The 22,743-nt window shown below is 52.9% G+C and carries 17 protein-coding genes; 4 read left to right on the top strand and 13 right to left on the bottom strand.

Translation table 11 applies throughout. The features are described 5' to 3' along the window. Positions 1-8 precede the first annotated feature (8 nt). The gene (locus tag LOK74_RS23175; protein WP_230044359.1) at positions 9-3,176 is read left to right on the top strand and encodes an efflux RND transporter permease subunit; all 3,168 of its coding nucleotides are present in this window, start codon (positions 9-11) and stop codon (positions 3,174-3,176) included. 129 nt (positions 3,177-3,305) lie between these two features. Here the strand turns inward: LOK74_RS23175 and LOK74_RS23170 are convergent, their stop codons facing one another. The 8 genes from LOK74_RS23170 to LOK74_RS23135 form a co-directional block, all read right to left on the bottom strand. Further along, positions 3,306-5,000, bottom strand: coding sequence for a methyl-accepting chemotaxis protein (locus LOK74_RS23170; RefSeq protein WP_230044358.1), 1,695 nt, complete (start codon positions 4,998-5,000; stop codon positions 3,306-3,308). Between the two features lie 180 nt (positions 5,001-5,180). Beyond that, positions 5,181-6,878, bottom strand: a complete 1,698-nt coding sequence (locus LOK74_RS23165; protein ID WP_230047107.1) for a glycerol-3-phosphate dehydrogenase/oxidase — start codon at positions 6,876-6,878, stop codon at positions 5,181-5,183. Between the two features lie 204 nt (positions 6,879-7,082). Next, on the bottom strand, positions 7,083-7,640 hold the full coding sequence (locus LOK74_RS23160) for a glycerol-3-phosphate responsive antiterminator (RefSeq protein WP_230044357.1): 558 nt from the start codon (positions 7,638-7,640) through the stop codon (positions 7,083-7,085). 48 nt (positions 7,641-7,688) lie between these two features. Continuing rightward, positions 7,689-8,459 (bottom strand): HAD-IIA family hydrolase, encoded by a 771-nt coding sequence (locus tag LOK74_RS23155; RefSeq protein WP_230047106.1) that lies wholly within the window; start codon positions 8,457-8,459, stop codon positions 7,689-7,691. Between the two features lie 22 nt (positions 8,460-8,481). Then, positions 8,482-10,236 carry an ABC transporter permease gene (locus tag LOK74_RS23150; RefSeq protein WP_230044356.1) on the bottom strand — a complete coding sequence of 585 codons (1,755 nt, stop codon included), beginning with the start codon at positions 10,234-10,236 and terminating at the stop codon, positions 8,482-8,484. Further along, on the bottom strand, positions 10,233-11,363 hold the full coding sequence (locus LOK74_RS23145) for an ABC transporter ATP-binding protein (protein ID WP_230044355.1): 1,131 nt from the start codon (positions 11,361-11,363) through the stop codon (positions 10,233-10,235). The genes LOK74_RS23150 and LOK74_RS23145 overlap by 4 nt, the downstream gene beginning before the upstream one ends. Before the next feature lie 16 nt (positions 11,364-11,379). After that, on the bottom strand, positions 11,380-12,450 hold the full coding sequence (locus LOK74_RS23140) for an extracellular solute-binding protein (RefSeq protein ID WP_230044354.1): 1,071 nt from the start codon (positions 12,448-12,450) through the stop codon (positions 11,380-11,382). Between the two features lie 281 nt (positions 12,451-12,731). After that, on the bottom strand, positions 12,732-14,993 hold the full coding sequence (locus tag LOK74_RS23135) for an ATP-binding cassette domain-containing protein (RefSeq protein WP_230044353.1): 2,262 nt from the start codon (positions 14,991-14,993) through the stop codon (positions 12,732-12,734). A 96-nt stretch (positions 14,994-15,089) separates the two neighbouring features. Here LOK74_RS23135 and LOK74_RS24315 point away from each other — a divergent pair, with 96 nt between their 5' ends. Next, complete coding sequence (locus tag LOK74_RS24315; RefSeq protein WP_338148631.1) at positions 15,090-15,443, top strand: helix-turn-helix transcriptional regulator; 354 nt, start codon at positions 15,090-15,092, stop codon at positions 15,441-15,443. A 59-nt stretch (positions 15,444-15,502) separates the two neighbouring features. Next, a complete protein-coding gene (locus LOK74_RS24310; protein WP_338148630.1) occupies positions 15,503-16,027 on the top strand; it encodes a WYL domain-containing protein in 525 nt (174 codons plus the stop codon). Positions 16,028-16,086: 59 nt separating this feature from the next. Here the strand turns inward: LOK74_RS24310 and LOK74_RS23125 are convergent, their stop codons facing one another. Further along, complete coding sequence (locus LOK74_RS23125) at positions 16,087-16,860, bottom strand: dioxygenase family protein (protein WP_230044352.1); 774 nt, start codon at positions 16,858-16,860, stop codon at positions 16,087-16,089. A 92-nt stretch (positions 16,861-16,952) separates the two neighbouring features. Beyond that, on the bottom strand, positions 16,953-17,363 hold the full coding sequence (locus LOK74_RS23120) for a DoxX family protein (RefSeq protein ID WP_230044351.1): 411 nt from the start codon (positions 17,361-17,363) through the stop codon (positions 16,953-16,955). A gap of 283 nt (positions 17,364-17,646) precedes the next feature. On the opposite strand from LOK74_RS23120, the gene LOK74_RS23115 reads away from it, so the two are divergent. Further along, on the top strand, positions 17,647-18,189 hold the full coding sequence (locus tag LOK74_RS23115) for a helix-turn-helix domain-containing protein (RefSeq protein WP_230044350.1): 543 nt from the start codon (positions 17,647-17,649) through the stop codon (positions 18,187-18,189). A 178-nt stretch (positions 18,190-18,367) separates the two neighbouring features. Here LOK74_RS23115 and LOK74_RS23110 read toward each other — a convergent pair whose 3' ends face one another. The 3 genes from LOK74_RS23110 to LOK74_RS23100 form a co-directional block, all read right to left on the bottom strand. Beyond that, positions 18,368-20,056 carry a glycerol-3-phosphate dehydrogenase/oxidase gene (locus LOK74_RS23110; RefSeq protein ID WP_420908807.1) on the bottom strand — a complete coding sequence of 563 codons (1,689 nt, stop codon included), beginning with the start codon at positions 20,054-20,056 and terminating at the stop codon, positions 18,368-18,370. 125 nt (positions 20,057-20,181) lie between these two features. Further along, positions 20,182-21,672: a glycerol kinase GlpK gene (gene glpK, locus LOK74_RS23105; protein WP_230044349.1), complete on the bottom strand. Its 1,491-nt coding sequence runs from the start codon at positions 21,670-21,672 to the stop codon at positions 20,182-20,184. Between the two features lie 30 nt (positions 21,673-21,702). After that, on the bottom strand, positions 21,703-22,527 hold the full coding sequence (locus LOK74_RS23100; protein ID WP_230044348.1) for an MIP/aquaporin family protein: 825 nt from the start codon (positions 22,525-22,527) through the stop codon (positions 21,703-21,705). Positions 22,528-22,743 lie beyond the last annotated feature (216 nt).

Raw genomic sequence — 22,743 nt, 5'->3', positions numbered from 1 at the left:
GATCTGATATGAAAATATCCAAGCATTCCATCGAGAGACCGGTAACCGTCATGATGGGCGTCCTGATCGTCATCATCTTGGGCATCATTTCGCTGACCCGCATTCCCATCGATCTCTACCCCGATATTGAGATCCCGACGGCTGCCGTCATCACCTCCTACAGCGGCGTAGGACCAGAGGAGATCGAAAATCTGATCACCAAGCCAGTGGAGAATGCCATATCTACCGTCGCCGGGCTCAAATCGCTCCGCTCCACCTCACGTGAAGGCTCATCCATGGTGATGGCAGAATTCGATTACGGAACGGATATGGATGAAGTGATCGCCGAGATGCAGCAGAAACTGGAACGGGCGAAACGCAGCCTTCCAGACGATGTTGATACACCAACGGTAGCCAACTACGACCCAAACAGCTCCCCTGTGCTCACATTCGCCGTCTCATCTGAAATGGATGCGGCACAGCTAAAGGCACTGGTCGAACAATCGGTCGTCCCCTCATTGGAGAAGATTGAGGGTGTAGCCTCCGTCACCGTTTCCGGAGGACTGGAGCGGGAGATTGAAATCCTCGTTGATCCATACCGACTGGAACAATACGGCTTGACGATGTCAGACATCTCCCGGCAGTTAAGCAGCGAAAACACGAACGCTTCCGCCGGAAACGTGACCGAAGGCTCTTCCTCCTATCTGGTACGCTCCATCGGTAAGTTCTCATCTGTGCAGGATATCCGGGAGATATCGATCCCGCTCCAGGACGGCTATGTCAATCTGCAAGACATCGCCGTGATTCGGGACGGCTACCAGGAAGTGACAGTGGAAAGCAAGCTGAACGGTGTCCCCACCGTCTCTGTAACCGTACAAAAACAGTCGGGAACCAACACAGTTGCCCTCGTCGATGCGATCAATGAGGAATTGGATCAGGTCAAAGCTTCCTTTACAAATGATATTCAAGTGGAGACGATTTCCGATCAATCGTCCTTTATCCGCCAATCGATCGACACGTTGGTTCACGACACCTACATCGGCGGGATCCTGGCGATGTTTATCATCCTCTTTTTCCTGAAGAGTGTTAAAAATACGTTTATCATCAGCATGGTGATCCCGATTTCGATCATCAGCACCTTTGTCCTGATGTACTTCACCGACATGTCGATCAACATCATGAGTCTGGGCGGTCTAACCCTCGGGGTGGGAATGATTGTGGACGACGCCATCGTCGTACTGGAGAACATCTATCGCAACAAGGAGAGTGGGCTAAGCAGCCGGGAAGCCGCTTTCCGAGGGACAAAAGAAGTGGCGATGCCGGTCATCGCAGCCACTTTGACGACGGTCGCCGTATTTCTGCCGATCGTGTTTGTCGAAGGGGTGACCTCTCAGTTGTTCCGCGACATGGCTGTGACGGTCTCCTTCTCCCTGCTCGTTTCGCTGATCGTTTCGCTCACCCTGACCCCTATGCTCGCCTCTCGCTGGATCTCCACCCGGCAAAAGGGACAGGCGAAGCGTACACCCGTTGTGCGTGAGCTGAGTCAAGAAGCGGGATGGGTGCTGTTTTATCAAAAGATGCTCAACTGGGCTTTGCACCATCGGAAATCGGTAGTCGTGATTGCGATCCTGGCCATGACAGGCGGATTTAGTCTGGTTCCGTTCATCGGCTCCGAGTACATGCCGACTACAGATCAGGGCGAGATCAACGTTTCCATCCAGCTGCCGTCAGACACGCAGCTGGAGACGACGCGCGAAACAGTGGAAAAGGCTTACCAGTTGATTGAACAATTCCCTGAGGTAGAGACGATCTTTTCCAGTGTAGGCAGTCGCAGTGGAACAGGTGCCGGGTTCGGAGGCAGTTCCGCAAATACCGGGGCTTTCACCCTGCGCCTCAAAGATTTGTCCGAACGGGAGCGGAGCACGGCGGAAGTCGTAGAAGAACTGCGCACTGTGCTTAATATCTTCCCTGGTGCCCGCATCCGCATCAGTGAAGCAAGCAGCAATACGATGCCCGGACTAGGAGGCGGTTTTAGCGGCGGACGTGTGGGAGGCATGGGCGGCGCTACACCGATCTCCTACGCTCTACGCGGCAATGATGATCAGATGCTGAAAGAGCTTGCAGAAAGCCTGGCTGCACAGATCAGTCAAGTGGAGGGCATCCGGGAAGCGGATACCTCACTGGAGGAGACCAGCAGCGAGGTCCACATCTCCCTCGACCGCAAAAAAGCAGCGGACTTAGGGATCGAACAATCGACAATTCCGACGCTCCTGAGAGAATGGCTGGACGGCCAGGTGGCCACGCAGTTGGAAAGCGGCGGGACAGAGATCGATGTCACCCTCAAGTTCGAGAGCGGTCAGATATCTGATCTGGAGGATATACAGAACCTGACGCTGGTTACCTCGAAAGGGGAAAGAGTGCAGGTAAAAGATGTGGCAACTGTCACCATGGGAGTCGGACCGCAAACGATCCAGCGGTACAATTCGGCAAAAGTGGTAAACGTGACAGCGATGTTGGCACCGGACTACGATCTGGGAAGCGTCAGCGAACAGCTTGATCAGGTGATCGCCTCCTTCCCCCTTCCAGCGGGATACGTGGTGGAGAAGCAAGGGCAGGACGCACAGATGGCAGAGTCGTTTAGCGGATTGATCTTTGCCTTCGGATTGGCTGTAGCGCTCGTCTACATGATCCTTGCCGCCCAATTCGAATCGATCGTCCATCCCCTGTCGATCATCTTGTCGGTCCCCCTCTCCTTTACGGGAGCACTGTTCAGCCTATGGGTGAGCGGACGTACCATCAGTGTCCCTGCGCTGATTGGAGTTGTTTTGCTGGCGGGTATCGTCGTCCGTAATGCGATCGTGCTGATTGACTTTACCAATATGTTGAGAAAGCAGGGGGCAGACCGTACAAAGGCGATTCTGACCGCCGGGCCGATTCGACTGCGTCCGATCATTATGACCACCTTAACCACATCGCTGGCCCTGTTTCCGCTGGCGCTAGGCTGGGGAGAAGGGGCAGAAAGCCAGGCACCGATGGCGACCGTGGTCGTTGGCGGCTTGATTTTCTCCACCCTGCTGACATTGATTGTCATCCCGGTTGTGTACACCCTACTGGATGATCTCGTGGTCTGGCTGAAGAAACTGCTGCACCCGTTGATCAAGCGAATCAGACAAGATACCGTCAGCGCGGAAAACTAATCCATCGCTACGGAAAACCATATCTGTCAGCACGAAAAACGAATCTATCGCTACGGAAAACTTGTCTAATAGAAAAGGAACAGGGATGCCTTGACGTGCAGGGCATCCCTGTTTCATCCCTATCGTTTTTTAATAACGGAACCGCCCCACCACTTCTTTTAACTCTTCAGACAGTTGGTGAAGCAGTTCCGCCGAGTTGGCCATCTCCTGCATGGCTGCGGCCTGCTGCTCAGTGGCCGCCGCGACGTTTTGTGTCTGCTCAGATGTGTCGGCGGCGATTTCGGCAAATGCCTGGACCGTCTCGGTCACCTCTCGCGAATCAGCACGCAAGTCGGCTGAGACGGCATGAATCTGCTCCATCTGCCTGCTCATCTCCTCCATCGCGGCCAGAATCCGTTCAAATGCGTCACCTGCGGCAGCCACGTCGTCCGTTCCCTGCTGCACTTCACCGGTAATCGACTGAATCGCCTTTACCGCTTGTGCCGTATCCGTCTGGACGTCACGAATCAATTGGGCGATGCGGTCGGCGGATTGTTCTGACTGCTCGGCAAGACTTCGCACTTCGTCGGCCACTACCGCAAAGCCCCGGCCGCTTTCTCCTGCTCGTGCGGCCTCAATCGCCGCATTGAGCGACAGCAGATTGGTCATGGCAGCGATGCTGCCGATCATCCCGACAATTTCGCCGATCTCCTGTGAGCGTTCGTCCAGCCGTTCGATCAGGGAGGCAAACGAGCCAATCGCCTGGTTGACCCCTCTCATCTGACCGACCGCCTGAGTGATCGATTCGTTGCCTTGAACGGCCTCCAGACGTGCCGCTTGAGTTGCCTGCATGACAGAGCCCGATGCCTCAGCCATCCGTTCGATTCCACCCGAGACCGCCTGTATGGCACCAGTGCTTGCCTCTGAACCGTCTGCCACCTGTTCTGCACCGGCGGCAATCTCTTGAATGATCTCGCTTACTTGCTGGTTGGCCGTCGACGTTTGTTCCGCTCCAGCTGACAGTTCCTGCGAGGATGCCGCTACCTTGGTTGCCGATCTGTTTACATCACTCACGATCGCCCGGAGTTGTTCACTCATCTGCTGAAAGTCCGCCCCGAGGTCGCGGATCTCATCACGAAAGCGGAAGGAGGGCGGGACTACAGTCAAGTCACCTGCAGCGACCTGCTTCACGTTTGCCGTTATGCTTTTCAACGGATTGACGATCGTACGGGCCAACCCCAAGGCAATCAGCAAACTGGCAATCAAGGCACCTCCCAAAAACCATAGCGTTTCTTGCTGTGCCGACACAAAGATGTGTTTGGCGGAGGCAGTCGCCTGTTCCGCTCCTTCACTATTGATCGCAACCAGGTTGTCCAGATAACCGCTCATCACCCGGAACGCAGTGTCAGCCTCCCTCAGCAGTTCTGCGATACGTGCCTCATCAAGCTGCCCCGAGTCGATGATCGATTGGTACAACTCCCGGTAATTGGCCCATGACTTTTTTAAGGAAGCAAAATTCTTTTGCTCCTCTTCCCCAAGCGAATTCTTTTCATAGGCAGCAAATAATTGTTCGATCTGCTCCAGTGCCTCGTTCACTTCCTGGCCGATAAACTCTTTTTGCCGATCTTCTGACAATATGTATTTCAACTCCAGTGTCAGCGCATGTTCGGTCTGATACTTAACCTGATGAATCAAGTCTACTTTCGGCAGCCAGTTGACGTTGATCTGCTCTGCCCGTTGGTTGATTACGGCCATTTTCTCCAAGCCAATCCAACACACCGTCGCCATCATCGCGAGAATGACCAAAAAACCTGCGTACAACCGTTTTCGTACCGTCCATCTCATGCGTTTCACCCTTCCACGGTTAGCGGGGCGGTACTGTACATGCCGCCGCTTTTTCTAGTCGAAGCGTCCCATGCCTGCTGCGGATCTACGAAGCGGAAACCAGAAAAAGCACCAGCCCGGTGCTTTTTCTAGGTGTCATCAACAAAGCTGCAGCCTCAAAACGTCTGGTTCTTGTACGGGCTAGACCGTGCAAGTTGTTTCTTCTTCCGGCTGTTCTTCTACCGCTTGGTCGCTTGCAGGCAAGTGATGGATCGTCCGCAGCAGCCGCTCTACCTCCTGCCGCTGCTTCTCTAGCTCCGTCTGGTCCCAACCGGCCCATTCAGCCATCAGCGCCAGTACCTGCTCTTTTTTACTCTCTGCCTTCTCCAGGCGAAAATAGGTCCATCCCGTCCGCAGGCGTAAAAAGTCGGCCGCCGTTACCGTCATCTCTTCCTCCAGTGCGTACATCAGTTGAGCTTGCAGTGCACGTTCCTGGTTAGATCGTAGTGGATTCTGTTCCGACAGCGTGTCAAAACGTTCATAGATGTGCAGCGTATTGGTCCCATACGTCTCGATCCACTCCGTCACGGTCAGCGGATCGATGCCTTTGGCCGTACCGGTTTGAAACAATTCTTTCTTGCAGTCCTCATAGGAAGCATGTCCCCTCCGTTCCCCGCCGCTGATGACGATCTGATCCGTTGAGCAGGGGGGATAGCTGCGGCCATCGGTGCGGCTCAAGTTGCCCGCTACCAGATTGACCACTTTCTCCGCCATTTTCCGAAAGCCGGTCAGCTTCCCGCCGGCAATGGTGATCAATCCCGAGTCGGAGATAAAGATCTCATCCTTACGAGACAACTCAGAGGGGCCCTTCCCTTCCTCGTAGATCAGCGGACGCAAGCCTGCCCAGTGAGAACGCACATCTTCTTTTGTCAGTGCCACGGACGGGAACATCGCATTAACCGCCCGCAGCAGATAGTCACGGTCTTCTTCTGTGGTGCGAGGCGTATCGATCGACAGATCATACGCTGTATCCGTTGTACCGATGTAGGTAATCTGGCCGCGTGGAATGACGAAGACCATCCGGCCATCAGGTGTGTCAAAATAGGCGGACTGTTTGACCGGCAGACGGTCGTAGTCGACAACCAAGTGCACCCCTTTGGTCAAAAACAAGCGTTTGCCCTGGAGCGAACCGTCTTGTTCGCGCAGTTTATCCACCCATGGGCCGGCCGCATTGACAATCTGCTTGGCGTACAACTGATAGGTTTTGCCGGTTCTGCGATCTTCGACCTGCACACCGTTTACCTGACCAGAACGATAGAGAAACTCTTTCACCTCAGCATAATTGACCACGTTTGCTCCTTGCTGTACAGCGGTTTTCATCAGGTCGAGGGTGAGCCGTGCATCGTCAGTCCGGTATTCGTAATACAGCCCCGATCCTTTCAACCCATCCGTTTTCAGCAACGGTTCCTGCCGCCGCGTTTCATCTCTGCCCAGCATTTTCCGCCGCTCTTTTCGCTCTACGCCAGCAAGCCAGTCGTATACGTAGAGGCCCACCGACGAAGCCAGGTAACCGTATGTGCCTCCCTTGTAGATGGGCAGCAGCATCGGCGCGGCCGTCACGATATGCGGGGCATTCTGATAGAGAATGGCCCGCTCCCTGCCTACTTCCTGCACCAGCTTTACTTCTCCCTGCTTCAGGTAACGGAGGCCGCCATGGATCAGTTTGGTGGAGCGGCTGCTCGTGCCAGATCCAAAATCGCTTTTTTCCAACAGCCCCACGCGCAGACCCCGCATACTGGCGTCCAAAGCAATTCCGGCCCCGGTAATTCCGCCGCCGATGACGATCAGATCCAGCTCTTCTGACGCCATCTCCTCCAGAATGGCCGTCCGGCTCTGCATTGAAAATTGTCGTTTCACCGTAGTCCTCCTCTTGCTGCGGGAAACCGTCTCTTCCTGATCAAGCCAAAAGTACGTTTCCCTGCTATTGGTTCCTATCCAAACGAAAAAACCCCAATGGAAACGGCAGCTTGTCTCAATCAAGCTGCGCTTTTCCAAAGGGGTTTTCTCCTCATCTCTGTCCCTTTCCGACTGTTTATGCAGTTGTTATGCCCATAGCTCTTTTGTCCCGACAGAAACGGCCAATGCCCCGGCCGCTAGCGCGTCATCTATCTCGGCCTGGGTACCGACCAGCCCTCCAGCGATGATGGGCAGCGGTGTGAGATTGGTCATCTCCCGGATCACGCGCGGCATCACGCCAGGCATTACTTCCACCGCATCCGGCTGGCTCTGTTCCACCACTTTGATCCCCTTCACCACTGCATTCCGGTCGATCAGGAAGATCCGCTGTATCGCCATCAGATTCATCTCTTTGGCGACGCGGATCAAGTTGCTTCGCGTCGAGATTATGCCTGTCGGAGCGATGTTTCTGGCTACATAGGTCACCCCGCTCTTGTCAGCGGCAATGCCCTCAATAAACTCCATGTGCAGAAACACCTGTTTCCCCGCAGCTTTAATTTTCTCCACCAGCTCTTTGATGTTAAAAATGGAGCCGGTCAACAAAAAGATGATGTTGACCTGGCCGGCAAGAGCGTCATCCAGATCCTGCTCCGATTGTACGGCAGCAATCGTCTGATGCTCCACCAAATCCACAATAGGGTACATCCAACCTACCTCCACGGATGTTTGTTGCCCTATATTATAACATTCTCGTCAGAGCTGGACGATCTCTTTTATACTGTCAATGATGTAGCGCGGTTTGTACAAACTGGCTTCCGCCATCTCCCTCGTACTAATCCCGGTCAGGACGAGAACGGAATTCATGCCGGTATCATTCCCCATCTTGATATCCGTCTCCAGCCGATCCCCAACCATATAGCAGTCGGCGTAGTCAAGGCCGAGATGCTGAACCGCCACCTCGGCGGCTATCGGGGATGGCTTGCCGACAACCAGTTCGATCGGTTTGCCGGTAGCCCCCTCCAATGCTCCGATCAGCGCCCCTGTGTCAGGGATTTGTCCATCCTCCAACGGACATGTGCGGTCCGGATTGGAGGCGATCACGAGAGCTCCGTTGATCGCCGCCTGGTAGAGATCGTTCAGCTTGTCGTACGTGAACTGCCGATCCCACGACAAGACGACATACGCCACCTGACGCGGATCACTGCTGATCGTAATGCCGTAGCTATGCAGTTCTTCGCGAATCGGTTCTTCTCCGATCACCATGACCGACTCTCCCGGCTTGATCTGCTGTTTCAGATATCTGGCCACGATCATGGACGAATTGAGGACATCGTCTATATGGGTCGGGATCCCCATTTTGGTCAGTTTTTGCGCATACGACTCTCGTGTGGCAATCGGTTTGTTCGAGAGAAAAACGACCTTGTCTCCCCTCTCCCGCAGCGCTTGGATCGCTTCCGCCGCGCCGGGGATCAGGCGGTCACCAAGATAAACAGTGCCGTCCAGATCAAAGATGAATCCTTTCATCATACACCGCTCCACTTCTACGTTAGTACAGTTGGTCTTTGGTTATTTTTTTAGCGAAATACTGCAGCAGGATGACAATCACGATGATCAAGATCGCCATTGCCGATGCGGTATAGTACTCCCCGCGGAGCAGATTTTGGAACACGGCCAAACTCATCGGTGCCCAATCTGTCGGCGCCATCAGGATCGAGATACTGGTCTCTTTGATAACGGTGACGAAAACCAGGATCGCCCCAGCGGCAATACCCGGCAGCAGCAGCGGGCCAATCACGGTGATCGCGGCAAACAGATTGGAAGCGCCTAGGCTAATCGCTGCCTCTTCAATATCTTTGCGAATTGCCATCATCGAGCTCATCGTCGAACGGATCATGTACGGCATCCGTCTGATCGTATAGGCAATGATCAACAGCAGCGCCGTTCCCGTCAAATGGAGCGGAGCCGTGTTAAAGGTCTGGATCAGCGCAATCCCGAGAGCAATCCCCGGCACGATCAGCGGGATGGACGATACGAAATCAAGCCCGCCTGAACCGCGGCGCACGACGAAATAAGAAACAAACGTGGCAATCACGACACTCAGCACTAGCGCTCCACCGGCTAGAATCAGACTGTTGACGATGTTTTTGGACGAGGTGCTGAAAATCGTCAGGTAGTGCTCCAGCGTATAGCCATCCGGCAGCGCATGATGACCCCAGGTCGTAGCGAGCGATGAGAGAAAGACCGATCCGATGGCCAATAGCGGCACCAGCAGTAACAGGAACGTATACACAGTCAGCGAGGAGACCACGCCTTTGTGATCGTTCAGCTTCTGTTTGGTTGGTTTGCCTGAGATCGTACCGTACTCCTTGCCGCGGATCACCAGACGCTGCAGCCAAAAGAAGAACCCCGCCACCAGCAGCATGATTACAGTCAGGACGGCAGATCCGGCCCAGTTGAAAAAGCCTGCGATCTCCCGGTATGCCTCAACGACAATCAGGTTCAGATCCTTCGGCGCCAAAATGATCGGCGTACCGAAATCCGAGAAGCTGACCGTAAAGATCAGCAGCATGCTGGAGATAATCCCTGGCATTGCCAGCGGCAAAGTGACGCGCAAAAACGTGTACCAACTCTGCGCCCCCAGGTTTTGCGACGCTTCCTCCAAGGTGAGATCGCTGATCTTGAAGGCAGCCACCATCGGCCACAAGGCGTAGGGGAAGAAAAAGAACACCTGCACCAACACGATGCCCAGCATCGATTGGACGTCAAACAGAACTCCTTCTCCTCCAAACGCGCGATAGATGTGGTTTACCCAGCCGGTTTTCCCGAACATCAGGGTAAAAGCGTAGGACGAGATAAACGTCGGTACGACCAACGGAATCGTACACAGCGCCGCAAAGAATGTTTTAAACGGCATCGTAGTCCGTGCAAACGCGTAGGCGATCGGCAAAACGAAGATCGTCACCAGCACGGCTACCCCCGTAGCCAGCTCCAAGCTGTTGATCAAGGCTGAAAAATAGTTGCTGTCTGGTTTAAACAAGGACGTATAAGCGTCAAATGAAAACTGCGACAGCTTTTCCAGTGTCGAACTGAGAATCTTCGGGTTGACGAAACTGCCGAAGATATTCATCGGCTGGCCGGTTATACTAACCAGCAGAATGGAAAACAGCGGAACGAGCAAGAACGTGAAAAAGAATAGATAAATGATCCACTTTAGCAGGGCAAACCCGTTAAGAGAAAACCGGCTTTTCTTTGCCTCTTTCGAGTTGGGAGACTGCGGTGGTGTGGAAACCGTCTGGCTCATAGAATCACCACACGTTCCGGATCAATCTCCATTCTCACCTTGGTTCCCGGTGTCAGCAGCGGATTGCTGTCAAATGTGATATCCACTTCAAACTTGAGTGAGCCCACATTTACATCGTAGCGAATGATCGGCCCCAGGTACGTTGCCAATTCAACCGTACCCTCCAGCACGTTTTGACTCGTCGGCTGCTGATGCTCCGTCAACAGAGTGATGCTCTCAGGGCGGATCATCACTTGCACGTCGTTCTTTTTGGCCGTGTAAGCGGAGCGGAGCACCTGGCTGCCTTCCAACAACAGAACAGTCCCGCCATCTCCGCTGCCGTTCTCTTTGACAGCAGCGCCGAACAGGTTGGACGAACCGACGAAATCGGCGACAAACGGAGAAATGGGATTGCTGTACAAAGCGGTTGGCGTATCCACCTGCACCAATTCTCCCCCGTGCATGACAGCGACTCGGTCGGCCATACTCATCGCTTCTTCCTGGTCGTGCGTGACGAAGATTGTGGTGATGCCTACTTTTTGCTGAATCTCACGAATCGTAACGCGCATCACGTTGCGCAGTTTTTTGTCCAGGTTGGACAGCGGTTCATCCATCAACAGCACGGCCGGTTCCATGACCAGGGCCCGCGCTAGCGCGACCCGCTGCTGCTGGCCGCCTGAGAGCTGGCCTGGCAGTCGGTCAGCGAGGTGACCCAGTTCGACGAAGTCAAGAGAATCGCGTACCTTTGTCTCGATCTCCTTGTTGACCCGCCCCAGTTTCCGGTTGAGCAGATTGGCCAACACCGCCGCCTTCGTACCCAGTCCACCTTGGTAAAAGCGGCGAACATTCAGACTATAGGCGACGTTTTCAAAGACGGTCAGATGGGGAAACAAAGCGTAGCTCTGAAAGACCATTCCGCAGTTGCGTTGATTTGCAGGTACGTGGCTGACGTCACGATCGCCGATGTAGATTTTGCCGGATGTAGGGGTTTCAAAACCGGCGATGCAGCGCATGGTTGTCGTCTTGCCACACCCGGAAGGACCGAGGAGGGCGAAGAACTCGCCCTCCCGTATCTCCAGGTTGACATCTTCCAGTGCTTTCACGCCGTTAAATTCTTTGCTGAGATGTTCGATCTTGACTGAACCCACGGAAGAGCCTCCTTTTTTATTGGAACTTCTGGCGCCACTCGTTGCGGATGCGATCGTAGTTGTCGACCACCCACTGGACGTCCAATTCCTGTGCATGCGGCATTACTTTTTCTAGGGTAAGCGGCGTTTTCGATTCTACTTCTTTGGAGATCGGGATGTGGTACCAGTTGGCCAGAGTCTGCTGTCCTTCTTTGGATAGCAGATAGTCAATCAGCGCCTTGCCGCCTTCCGGATTGGGGCCGTCAGCGACGAGCGATACCGGGTTGACGATGATCGGCGTTTTTTCCGGCACGATGAAGTCTACTTTTTCTCCTTTTGCTTTCATCTCATACGCCATGAAGTCAAACGCGATCCCAATATGTGCTTCCCCTTTGGCTACTGCTTTGGATGGCGCGGAACCGGAGTCAGGCAGTGCGCTCACCTGATCAACCAGCTTGGTGAAGTACTCCCATCCTGGCTCTTCGCCCAGTCGCATCAACTGGCTGAGCACAGTGAGCGTAGCCGTACCCGATGCGGCCGGGTTGGACATCTGGATTTTGCCTTTCCATTTTGGATCGAGCAGATCATCCCAGGTCTTCGGCAGATCTTCCGGTTTTACCAGATCCGTGTTATAGATGAAGCCGAGTACAAATACTTCTGCGCCTACCCATTTCCAGTCCTTGTCGCGGATCTGGATGCCATTTTGGGAAACCGGCCAGTCTTTGGCGATTTCCGGTGTATATGATGTAATGATTCCTTTCGACTTGGCTGATTCAAACGGCAGGAACCCGCCTCCGCCGTACCATACGTCACCCATCGGATTGTCTTTTTCTGCAATCAGCCGGTTGACGATGACGTTTGTTCCACCGTATTGAACATTGACGGTTGAACCAGTGAAAGCCTTTTCAAAATTAAGACCGATTTCCTTGGTCATGTCAGGTGTCTCTGGAGAGTAGAAAGCGACATCACCGTATCCTTCTGATTTTGCTTCGCCGCCCCCTGCACTGCCGGTCTCCCCGGTCCCCTCGGAAGACGAGCAGCCCGTCATCACAACAGACGTCAACAAGGCAGTGCTAAGAGCAGCAGTGACCCACTTTTTCCATTGCATTTTTCTTTCTCCTCCCTGCGATTTCTCTTTTTTTTGTAAATAGCTGACCTGACAAGAAAAAAACAGAAAAACCCTTCCACGATAAACACACCTCTCTCATAGAGGAAAAAGTGTTTACGGGTAAGGGTTGTCTCCATTTTCTCCGCCTAACCGTATAGAGTATATGTGGTTTCGGTCAACTTTTTAAAGAGTATACCAAGCTTGATTTTGACTGTCAATGAATATTTTGAATTCGCTTTCAGAATCCCGCTACAAGGGTCCAGCTTGAATCCATGGCGGCTCTATGAAGAAACTGCTTCCTTTAAGTATTTCCCGGTAATGGAAGCTTCGCAATGTATGATATCTTTCGGGATTCCTTCAAACATCACCCTGCCCCCATCCTGTCCTGCTCCGGGGCCTAAGTCGATGATCCAGTCAGCCTGGCAGATCACATCCAGATTATGCTCAATCACGATCAAGGTGCTGCCCTGATCAACCAGACGATCCAATATACGAACCAATTGTTCTACATCTGCCAGGTGCAATCCCGTGGTCGGCTCGTCCAACACGTAGAGATTCCCGCTCGCCCCCAGCTCCGTTGCCAGCTTTACCCGCTGCAACTCCCCACCCGATAAAGTGCTGAGGGGCTGACCTAACGACAGATAATGGATGCCTACGTCCTTTAGTCTGTTGAGTACAAGCTTCATTTCTTCTTCTTGGAAAAATCCCAACGCCTCATCGACGGTCATGGCAAGGATTTCGCTGATGTTTTTTCCACGAATACGATACGAGAGCACGTTTTCCGTGAACCGATTTCCCTGACACCCTTCACAGACGGTAGCAACGGTATCCATAAAAGCGAATTCGGTGTAAATCATCCCCAAACCCTTGCATGTTGGGCACGCTCCCTGTGAGTTAAAGCTGAAAAGCGAAGCATTCACATGGTTTTCCTTCGCAAACAGGCCTCTTATCTCATCAAAGATTCCCGTATAGGTAGCAATATTGGAACGATTGGAAGCCCTGATTGCTTCCTGATCAATGAAGATCGCTTCGGGAAAGTATGTGGGAAGCACATGATGGACCAGCGTACTCTTCCCTGATCCTGCCACACCGGTAACGGCGGTCATCACCCCTTTGGGAATACGAACGCTGATATCCTGTAGATTATGCATGCTGGCTTGTTTAATCGTAAGCCAACCGTCCGCTTTTCTAAGCGCTTCTTTGAATCTGGGCTTGCGCTTGAGACATCTGGATGTCAATGTATTCGCAGACAACAAACCTTGGAAATCTCCTTCATATACGATCTCTCCGCCCATTGTACCGGCTTGCGGCCCCATTTCCACGATGCGATCAGCTATTTGAATCACGTCAGGGTCATGGTCCACGATCAGAACCGTGTTTCCCTTATCCCTTAGTTCCTGCAGCAACCGGTTGATTCTGCTGACATCGTGGGGATGGAGTCCAATACTCGGTTCATCAAAGATATAGAGCAGATCAGTCAAGCTGTTTCCAAGCTGACGCACCATCTTGATCCTCTGTGATTCGCCGCCTGACAGGCTGGTTGTTTCCCGATTCAGGCTGACATAACCCAATCCAATGGATATCAAATGTGTCAGCCGCTTTGTAATCGCTTCTGTAATGATGTATGCTGCTGGCTCGCGGATTGTCTGGATAAACTGGATCAAGTCGCTAATCTGCATTCTGCCACATTCTGCAATGTTTTTGCCGTTTATGGTGCACGCCAGCACAGTTTGATTCAATCTGCCACCGCCGCACAAAGAACAAGCAGCTTCGGTGACGACGAAATCGATTGCTTCTTTATACCGCACGGAATCTCTTGAATCCTTATCCAAAAACGTGCGTTTGATTCTTGGCACAACCCCTTCATACAGCGAAGTCGGCGGCCAGTCCTTTGTCGGGTTCGGTGGCTTGAATCCCGTTTTATACAGCAGCGTATCCCATTCATCCTCTGTATAATCCCGCAGTTTTTTATCATTGTCGAACAGGCCGGTACAGACATACCGTTTCCATCTAACCTCCCCAGGCCGAAAAGTGGGGAACAGAATGGCACCCTCATTCAACGATTTCTCTTTGTCAATCAGTCGGTCTACATGGATCGTCTTCGCTGTTCCCAAGCCCTCACACTCCGGACACATGCCTTGCGGGTTGTTAAATGAGAATACATCCGAATAACCGACAAAGGGAGTTCCAAAACGGGAAAACAGCCGCCGCAGCAAAGCATAGATGTCTGTCACAGTTCCCACAGTCGATCTTCTGTTGCCGCCGATTCGCTTTTGATTGATGACAATGGCCACCGGTAGCTTTTCAATCGCATCTACCTCCGGCTGTCCGTAATGAGGCAGCCGATTGCGGATAAAGCTGGAATAGGTTTCGTTCAACTGGCGCTGTGATTCCGCCGCGATCGTATCAAATACGAGCGCCGATTTTCCGGAACCGGAAACGCCAGCAAAGACCGTAATCTGCTTTTTGGGAATAGTTAGATGGAGCCCTTTCAGGTTTTTTTCCCTTGCTCCGATCACGCGGATAAAATCATCTTGCCTCATCGTCACTCTCCTCCTCTTGCCAACCTGCAAAAAATACTATATACCAAAATCATGACAATACTTGTCATGGTTTTGGTATGGTAGAGGAGGATGGACATGTCCAAAGCAAAATTTTTATTTGACCTCATCATGTATGTAAATGCGAAGCGGAGATTTACGGCACAAGATGTAGCATCTGAATTAGGAGTTTCCGTCAGAACGGCGCACCGATATCTCATGGAATTGACAGAAATGGGCGTTCCCCTTTATACCGAACCAGGGCGCAACGGCGGTTACCGGATATTGAACAACCGATTATTGCCGCCGATTACGTTTGATGAAACCGAAGCATTTGCCATTTTCTTTGCCTTTCAATCACTCAAATACTATCAATCGCTTCCTTTTGCCATCAACATCAACTCAGTCTCCAGAAAGCTGCAAGCCTCCCCGATGACGCAAAAAGAAAAGTAGAACGCCTTGATTCCGTTTTATCATTCTGGAATCAAAAAAGAAGCGCCCCGTCTCCCTTTTTGCAAGAAATCATCGATGCTGCTCTCCACCAACAGATACTAAAGATCGAATATCTATCGAAATCGGAAAATACAGCTAGAGAAGTAGTGCCCATCGGCGTGTACGCCTACGATGGCTTCTGGTATATGCCTGCTTTTGATCTGGTCCACGATGAAATCAGACTGTTTCGGACAGACCGGATTTTGTCGTTGGAGAATACCCGGACAACCCACGACGTTCCTATCAATCTAAGCGACTGGTTGGATAGCCGTACAAAACAAACGCCCAAAACCCCCATCCGGTTATATGTGGAACTGACGAGAGAAGGGGTGCGACAATGCCGCAGCCAGCCTTGGTTAGAACCGCATGTCGTACTGGTTAACCAGGAACATGGCTATATTGATACAGAGATTGATGAGAGTGAACTGCCGTTTGTTTCCAGCTATTTTTTACAGTTGGGCACCGCTGCCAAAGTGATTGAACCACAGGAGTTCGTGGAGACGATTCGTCGGCAATCGCAGAATTTGCTCCTCCATTATGCTTAAACCAGTGCATACAGCTAGAAATACGAAGTGGTGGTGAGTTCTTCTCACCACCACGATGATCAACCAAACCGAAAAGCGATCATACTTAACGACCCATACTGATAGCTGCGGTGCAGGAGTTGCGCCTGCTGCCGCTCGTCGGCGGCCCCCATCGCGATGAACAGCGGATCAAAGTGTTCGTTGCGAGGGACAGCCTGCCTGGCATACGGAGCCAGGTCTCGATAAGCAAACAAAGAATCAAGATCCCATGTTTGCACATGGTCGACGATCCAGTCGTCAAAGGCAACGGCCCAATCAACCGGTTCTGCCGCCGACCAATCCAACAGACGGAGATTGTGCGTAACGGCCCCGCTGCCGATCACCAGGATGTTCTGCTGCCCCAGCGACCCGAGAGCTTGACCGATCTTATACTGTTCCTGAGGAGGCAGCCCGGGGTTTATCGACACGGCCACAACCGGGATCTCAGCCTGTGGAAACAGATGATGCAAAATCACCCACGCTCCGTGGTCCAGTCCCCTCTGCTCATCGCGCACGGTGGGAATCCCCTGTGCCGCAAACTGCTTTTCTACAAGGGAAGCGACCTGCGTTGAGCCTTGTGCCGGATAAGTCATCTGGTAGAGCTGATCTGGAAAACCGTAAAAATCGTAGATCGTCTCATAGGTCTGGTCAGTATAGGTAAATGACAGGAGATCGCTCTCCCAGTGAGCGGAGAACAGGACGATAGCATCGGGTTTTCCGATGTGCATCCCCAGATCCTGGAGAAAATCGGTGTAAGCGTTCCGCTCCATGGCCAAGCTGGGCGCACCGTGGCTGATAAACAGCGTGGGCATCATCTGTTTTTCCCTCCTTCTGTCTGAGATGCGTACACATGTTGGAAAGACGTGCAAGTGCTTAATCTGAGTGCGCCTGTGCCGGCATAGACCGGTCAGGCGGCCGTTGTTTTAGAACGTTGGAACAGCTGATCGACGGACAACGCTTTTGTATCGGTCAGCGCGAGATAGACGGACATGGCCAAAAGAGCCAGATCCAATTCAAACCCTGCCCCCTGACCACCGCCAAGCAATCCGTTGGCCAGCTTCACCTTTCCGATCGCGCCCAGCATGATGATCGCTGTCAGGATCGAAACATAACGGGTGCCTAGCCCGATGATCAAAGCAATTCCTCCCACCAGTTCGATAATCGCTACCAGATAGGCGACGAATCCGGGTAGCCCGATGCTGGCAAACCAACCGGCGATATTCTCCAATCCATTGTTGAACTTGTCAAGACCGTGGGCAAAGAAGATAATGCCCAATACCACTCGCACAATCGTGCTGGCAGCTTGTTCTTTTGTCATATGATACCATCCTTTCTTTTATATCAAATTAATATTCATATCGCAAAACTCATATGCAAAAAAAAATCAGCACCTACCTTGGTCCTCAGACAACGGTAGCAACGCTCTTTTTGCTTCCCCTTTTCCCCTGATATCGCCTACCTTCCCGCTTCAGGTTTTCTAATACAGATCTTTAATTTCTATTTTCAAATAAAAATATCACGGGCGTCTCTGGAAAGTCAAGTTCTTTTTTGTTAATATAAAATAAAGTTTGCTTCTATGAAACGAATGGAGAGAACAAACAATGGACATCGGGACAACAATACGCACCATTCGAAAACGAAAAGGTATTACCATCGCCCAGCTCTGTGAAGGAACGGGTTTATCGAAGGGATTCATGAGTCAGGTGGAAAACAACAAAACCTCCCCTTCTATCTCTACACTTGATACGATTGCCAAATACTTGAATGTTCCGCTCGCTTATCTCGTGTTGGCCAAAGAAGAGAGAATGCGTGTGGTGCGAAAGGACGAGCGTCAAACCAGTCTGTTTCGCGAGGATCTCAAGGTAGAGCATCTTGCCGATGAAGGAGGCCTCCGCCTGATGATGATTGAAATCCCGGTCGGTTATCCGGAAAAAGAAGAGCCGCATGCACACGATGGCGAGGAATGCCATCTGGTGCTGAGAGGCAGGCTGCTGGCGCAGCAGGGTGAGGATATGGTCGTACTGGAGGAGGGAGACACGTTCTCCTGGAAATCGTGTGTGCCCCATCTGGTGAAGAACATCGGGGAGGAACCCGCTCTGCTCCTGATCGCCAGCTACAGTGAGCAGCGGAAAGAAGGGATGTAGGCGAAATGAAGTGGATCTTCTCCTGGCGTTATCGCTAGGGAAGATCCACTTTTTCATCTGATCAACCATCATCATGTGAGCAGAGCAATATGGGATGCTCATACCATCCTCATTGCATCATCATTGAATGATGATCTCATCATCGTTTAAGAGGCATTGGCCCGCTTGATTCTCCACTCTACTCGTCCTCTGGCACAACGGCGTCTCGCAGGTGTGTCTCCAACTCCGCTGCGTAGCTGTCTGCCTGCTGCTTCGTCCAGCCCAACCTCTTGGCCATATAGGCTAATACCGCCACTTTCCAGGTTCTCACGAAATCGATATCGAAAAACAGAGCGCCCGTTCTCCTGACAAAGAAGTCGGTCGGTTTAGCGACCATTTCCGCCGTGATCGCATACTCCAGCATCGCAAAAAGATCTGCGGGCAGCCCGCAGGCTGCAGCTTCCCGCCCACTGCCTGCAATGATCTTGTACAGCCGCTCCACATTGGACCCGTACCGACCAGCCAGCATCGCCGCTTGTTCCGTGGTGAGCCCCACCTTTTCTCCCTTGACGATCATCGCTTCCATGAACAAGGGCAAGTTGTCCGCCCCACCGACGTCACCACCGGAGATTGGCAAGTTTTTGGTTCGACACCGTTCAAATGGACCCTGCCCCTCTCGCTGCAGTCCTGCTGCGACCAGATCGACGACCGTCTCCGCCATCTTTCGATACCCGGTCAACTTGCCGCCAGCTATGGTAATCAAACCCGATTTGGACTGCCAGATTTCATCCTTGCGCGATATCTCGGACGCCGTTTTCCCTGCTTCATAGATCAAGGGACGCACACCACTCCAGCTTGATTCCACGTCGGTCGCCGTGATCTTGATATCAGGGAACATAAAGTTGATCGCCTCGATCACGTAGTCACGGTCGGCGGCCGTCATCCGCGGATGAGCCGTGTCACCGTCATAAAACGTATCGGTCGTGCCAACATAGGTCTTGCCGTCCCGCGGGATCGCAAAGACCATACGACCGTCTGGCGTGTCGAAATAGACAGCTTGCCCCAGCGGAAAACGATGTTGGTCAATCACCAAATGAATGCCTTTTGACAGTTGAAGCGTTTTTCCGTGCTTGGAATTGTCTTTCTCACGCAAACTGTCTACCCATGGACCAGCAGCATTCACAATCTTTTTGGCGTAGATTGGGTAAGTCTCCCCATTCAATTGGTCGAGCACCGTAACCCCGATCAGGCGCCCTTGCTCATAGCGAAAATCTTCTACTTTTGTGTAGTTGAGAGCCGCCGCTCCCTGAGCTGCTGCCGCCTTCAGCACCTCGATCGTGAGACGGGCATCGTCGGTCCGATATTCCACATAGTAACCGCCGCCGAGCAATCCTTCTCTTTTGAGCAGCGGTTCTTTTTCTAACGTCTCCCGTGCGGACAGCATCTTTCGTCGCTCGCTTCCTTTGACAGCAGCGAGATAATCGTACAGCCACAATCCGAGCGAAGTACTAAACCTGCCAAACGTCCCCCCACGGTAAATCGGCAGCAACATCCACTCCGGGGTAGTCACGTGCGGGCCGTTCTCATAGACAATCGCCCGTTCCCGCCCTACTTCTGCCACCATCTTGATTTCCAACTGCTTCAGATAACGAAGACCGCCATGCACCAGTTTGGTCGACCGGCTGGAGGTGCCGGCAGCGAAGTCCTGCATCTCCACAAGCGCCGTTTTCATGCCGCGTGCAGCCGCATCCAAGGCAATCCCTGCACCGGTAATTCCTCCCCCGATGACCAGCAGATCAAAAGTCGTCTCACGCAAGCGCGCGGTGATCTCGCTACGTCTCAAACCGGATAATGCGTATGCCACTCCTATCCCCTCCTGTTGCCACATATAGGGTAGAACAGAAAATACAAAAAAGACCACAACAAACACCATAGCCGAAGCTATCATGTAGTGTGGTCTCTCCAGATCTCCAGACGTTGTATGAACTTACTGTTAGTATACCATAGTTTCGTTTACTTGAAAGCCATCGCTGCACGCACAGCTTTTTTCCAGCCCGCGTACAGTTCATCCCTTCGCTCTGCTGACATTTCCGGCTCGAATCGCCGGTCGATATTCCACTGCTGGGCGATCTGCCCACGATCCTGCCAATAGCCGACAGCGAGTCCGGCGAGGTAAGCGGCTCCAAGTGCGGTCGTCTCGTTGTTGACGGGGCGCTCCACAGGCACACCTAGCAGGTCGCTTTGAAAGCTCATCAAAAAATTGTTTTTCACAGCACCGCCATCGACCCGCAGTGCTTTCAGCGATATGTCGGCGTCCGCTTCCATGGCAGCCAGCACATCTTTGGTCTGGTACGCAAGCGATTCCAATGTTGCCCGGATCAAGTGCTCCTTGGAGGTACCCCGTGTCAGGCCAAACACCGCTCCACGTACATCGCTGTCCCAGTACGGGGTGCCTAAGCCGACAAATGCTGGTACCACGTAAACGCCTTCGGTTGAATCAACTCGTGTCGCATACGCCTCGCTGTCCTTCGCTTCTTTCAACATGCGCAGCCCGTCGCGCAGCCACTGAATTGCCGAACCAGCAACAAAGATGCTGCCCTCTAACGCATACTCCACTTTGCCGTCCAGTCCCCACGCGATCGTAGTCAGCAGCCCGTGAGCCGATGAAACCGCTTTTGACCCGGTATTCATCAGCATGAAACAGCCTGTTCCGTAGGTGTTCTTGGCCATTCCCGCCTCGAAACAAGCCTGACCAAACAACGCGGCCTGCTGATCGCCAGCGGCACCGGCGATCGGCACCTCATAGCCAAAAAAATGATAATCGGCTGTATGTCCATAGACCTCTGACGATGATCTGACCTCAGGCAGCATCGCTCGGGGAATCGTCAGAATCTCCAGCAGTTCCTCATCCCACTGCAGGTCGTGGATGTTGAACAGCAGCGTCCGGGAAGCGTTGGAGTAGTCGGTGACGTGGATCTTTCCGCCGGACAGTTTCCAGATCAGCCAGGTATCAATCGTCCCAAACAGCAGCTCGCCCCGCTCCGCCTTTTCCCTAGCCCCTTCGACATGGTCCAGGATCCACTTCACCTTGGTGCCGGAAAAGTAGGCGTCGATCAACAACCCCGTTTTCCGTCGGAACAGATCGTCCAGCCCCCTCTCCTGCAGGTCGCTGCAGATAGCGGAGGTTTGACGTGACTGCCAAACAATGGCGTTGTAAACCGGTTTGCCGGTCTGTTTGTCCCAGACCACTGTCGTCTCCCGTTGGTTGGTAATGCCGATGGCCTCCACCTGTTCCGGTTTTACGTCCGACTCAGAGAGGCAGGTCGCGATGACGGCCAGCACCGAGCCCCATATCTCCAGCGCATTATGCTCGACCCATCCCGGCTGAGGGAAATATTGCGGGAACTCCCGTTGCGCGATGTGGACAACCTCCCCTTTTTTATTGAATAAAATCGCTCGCGAACTTGTCGTTCCCTGGTCAAGAGACAAGATGTACGTTTCCATCCCATGCTCCTCCTCTGTCCATTTTTTTCATTATACCGCTACTTTCCGATCGGCAGCCGATACGTCCCGCTTGTGTCCAAACAGATAAGCAAGCAGCAGCACGATGCCATTCGCCGCCAGGACGTACCACAAAGCACTTGACGGTGCTCCCTGGAAGACCGCTTGATAAAACAAACCGCCTAGTGAACCGCCCAGCAGTGGGCCTACAATCGGAACCCAGGCATATCTCCAGTTGGAGGGTCCCTTGCCGTAGATAGGCAGCAGAAAGTGCGCCAGCCTTGGCCCCAGATCACGGGCCGGATTGATGGCATAACCGGTCGTCCCGCCCAGCGACAGCCCAATGCTGACAATCAGGAATCCGACAATCAAGGGATTGAGTCCTTCCGTGAACTTGTTGGCCCCAATTGCCAGTATCCCCAATACCAGTACGAAGGTGCCAATCATCTCACTCAACAAGTTGGCCCATGTGTTTCGAATCGCCGGCCCTGTCGCAAACACGCTCAGCTTGGCCCCCGGATCATCCGTCGCCCTCCAGTGAGGCAGATAGTGCAGGTAGACGACCACAGCCCCCAAAAAGGCTCCCAGCAACTGCGCCAGAATGTAACCAGGTACGTCTGCCCAGGCAAAACCACCGGTGAAGGCCAGAGCAACGGTAACAGCCGGATTGAGATGAGCACCACTGCTACTCCCGACCGCGTACACGCCCACCGCTACCGCCAGGCCCCAGCCCATCGTAATCACCATCCAGCCGGAATTGGCGGCATACGACTTCTTCAGCGAGACTCCTGCACATACACCGCCTCCCAGGATGATCAGCATCATCGTCCCCACCACTTCGCCCCAGAAAGCCGACAATGAAATCCCCTCCAGTTATGGTAATTTTTTTGGGAAGAGAGCAAAAAAGAGAGCCACTCCAAAGCACCCTCTTGGTCAGAGGAACTTTTTGCGTGGCTCTCCTTTTCTCCGTCACCAATGATTAACTTGCTTTTTATGGTAACGCAGGTTGTAACCGCTGTCAATGTGAAAAAGGTCACGCACCAAAAGCGGCAAATGGAACAGCGCATCCCGTCC

It is taken from the genome of Brevibacillus humidisoli (assembly GCF_020923435.1).
Classification (GTDB): domain Bacteria; phylum Bacillota; class Bacilli; order Brevibacillales; family Brevibacillaceae; genus Brevibacillus_E; species Brevibacillus_E humidisoli.
This window is presented reverse-complemented; position numbering and strand designations above follow the sequence as displayed.

Coding starts and splice junctions, on each gene's coding strand:
- LOK74_RS23135 (WP_230044353.1), bottom strand. CDS start 14,993: ATGAGGCAAGATGATTTTATCCGCGTGATCGGAGCAAGGGAAAAAAAC.
- LOK74_RS23150 (WP_230044356.1), bottom strand. CDS start 10,236: ATGAGCCAGACGGTTTCCACACCACCGCAGTCTCCCAACTCGAAAGAG.
- LOK74_RS23160 (WP_230044357.1), bottom strand. CDS start 7,640: ATGTACCCTATTGTGGATTTGGTGGAGCATCAGACGATTGCTGCCGTA.
- LOK74_RS23140 (WP_230044354.1), bottom strand. CDS start 12,450: ATGCAATGGAAAAAGTGGGTCACTGCTGCTCTTAGCACTGCCTTGTTG.
- LOK74_RS23115 (WP_230044350.1), top strand. CDS start 17,647: ATGGACATCGGGACAACAATACGCACCATTCGAAAACGAAAAGGTATT.
- LOK74_RS23120 (WP_230044351.1), bottom strand. CDS start 17,363: ATGACAAAAGAACAAGCTGCCAGCACGATTGTGCGAGTGGTATTGGGC.
- LOK74_RS23170 (WP_230044358.1), bottom strand. CDS start 5,000: ATGAGATGGACGGTACGAAAACGGTTGTACGCAGGTTTTTTGGTCATT.
- LOK74_RS24315 (WP_338148631.1), top strand. CDS start 15,090: ATGTCCAAAGCAAAATTTTTATTTGACCTCATCATGTATGTAAATGCG.
- LOK74_RS23155 (WP_230047106.1), bottom strand. CDS start 8,459: ATGAAAGGATTCATCTTTGATCTGGACGGCACTGTTTATCTTGGTGAC.
- LOK74_RS23125 (WP_230044352.1), bottom strand. CDS start 16,860: ATGATGCCCACGCTGTTTATCAGCCACGGTGCGCCCAGCTTGGCCATG.
- LOK74_RS23175 (WP_230044359.1), top strand. CDS start 9: ATGAAAATATCCAAGCATTCCATCGAGAGACCGGTAACCGTCATGATG.
- LOK74_RS23110 (WP_420908807.1), bottom strand. CDS start 20,056: ATGTGGCAACAGGAGGGGATAGGAGTGGCATACGCATTATCCGGTTTG.
- glpK (WP_230044349.1), bottom strand. CDS start 21,672: ATGGAAACGTACATCTTGTCTCTTGACCAGGGAACGACAAGTTCGCGA.
- LOK74_RS23165 (WP_230047107.1), bottom strand. CDS start 6,878: ATGCAGAGCCGGACGGCCATTCTGGAGGAGATGGCGTCAGAAGAGCTG.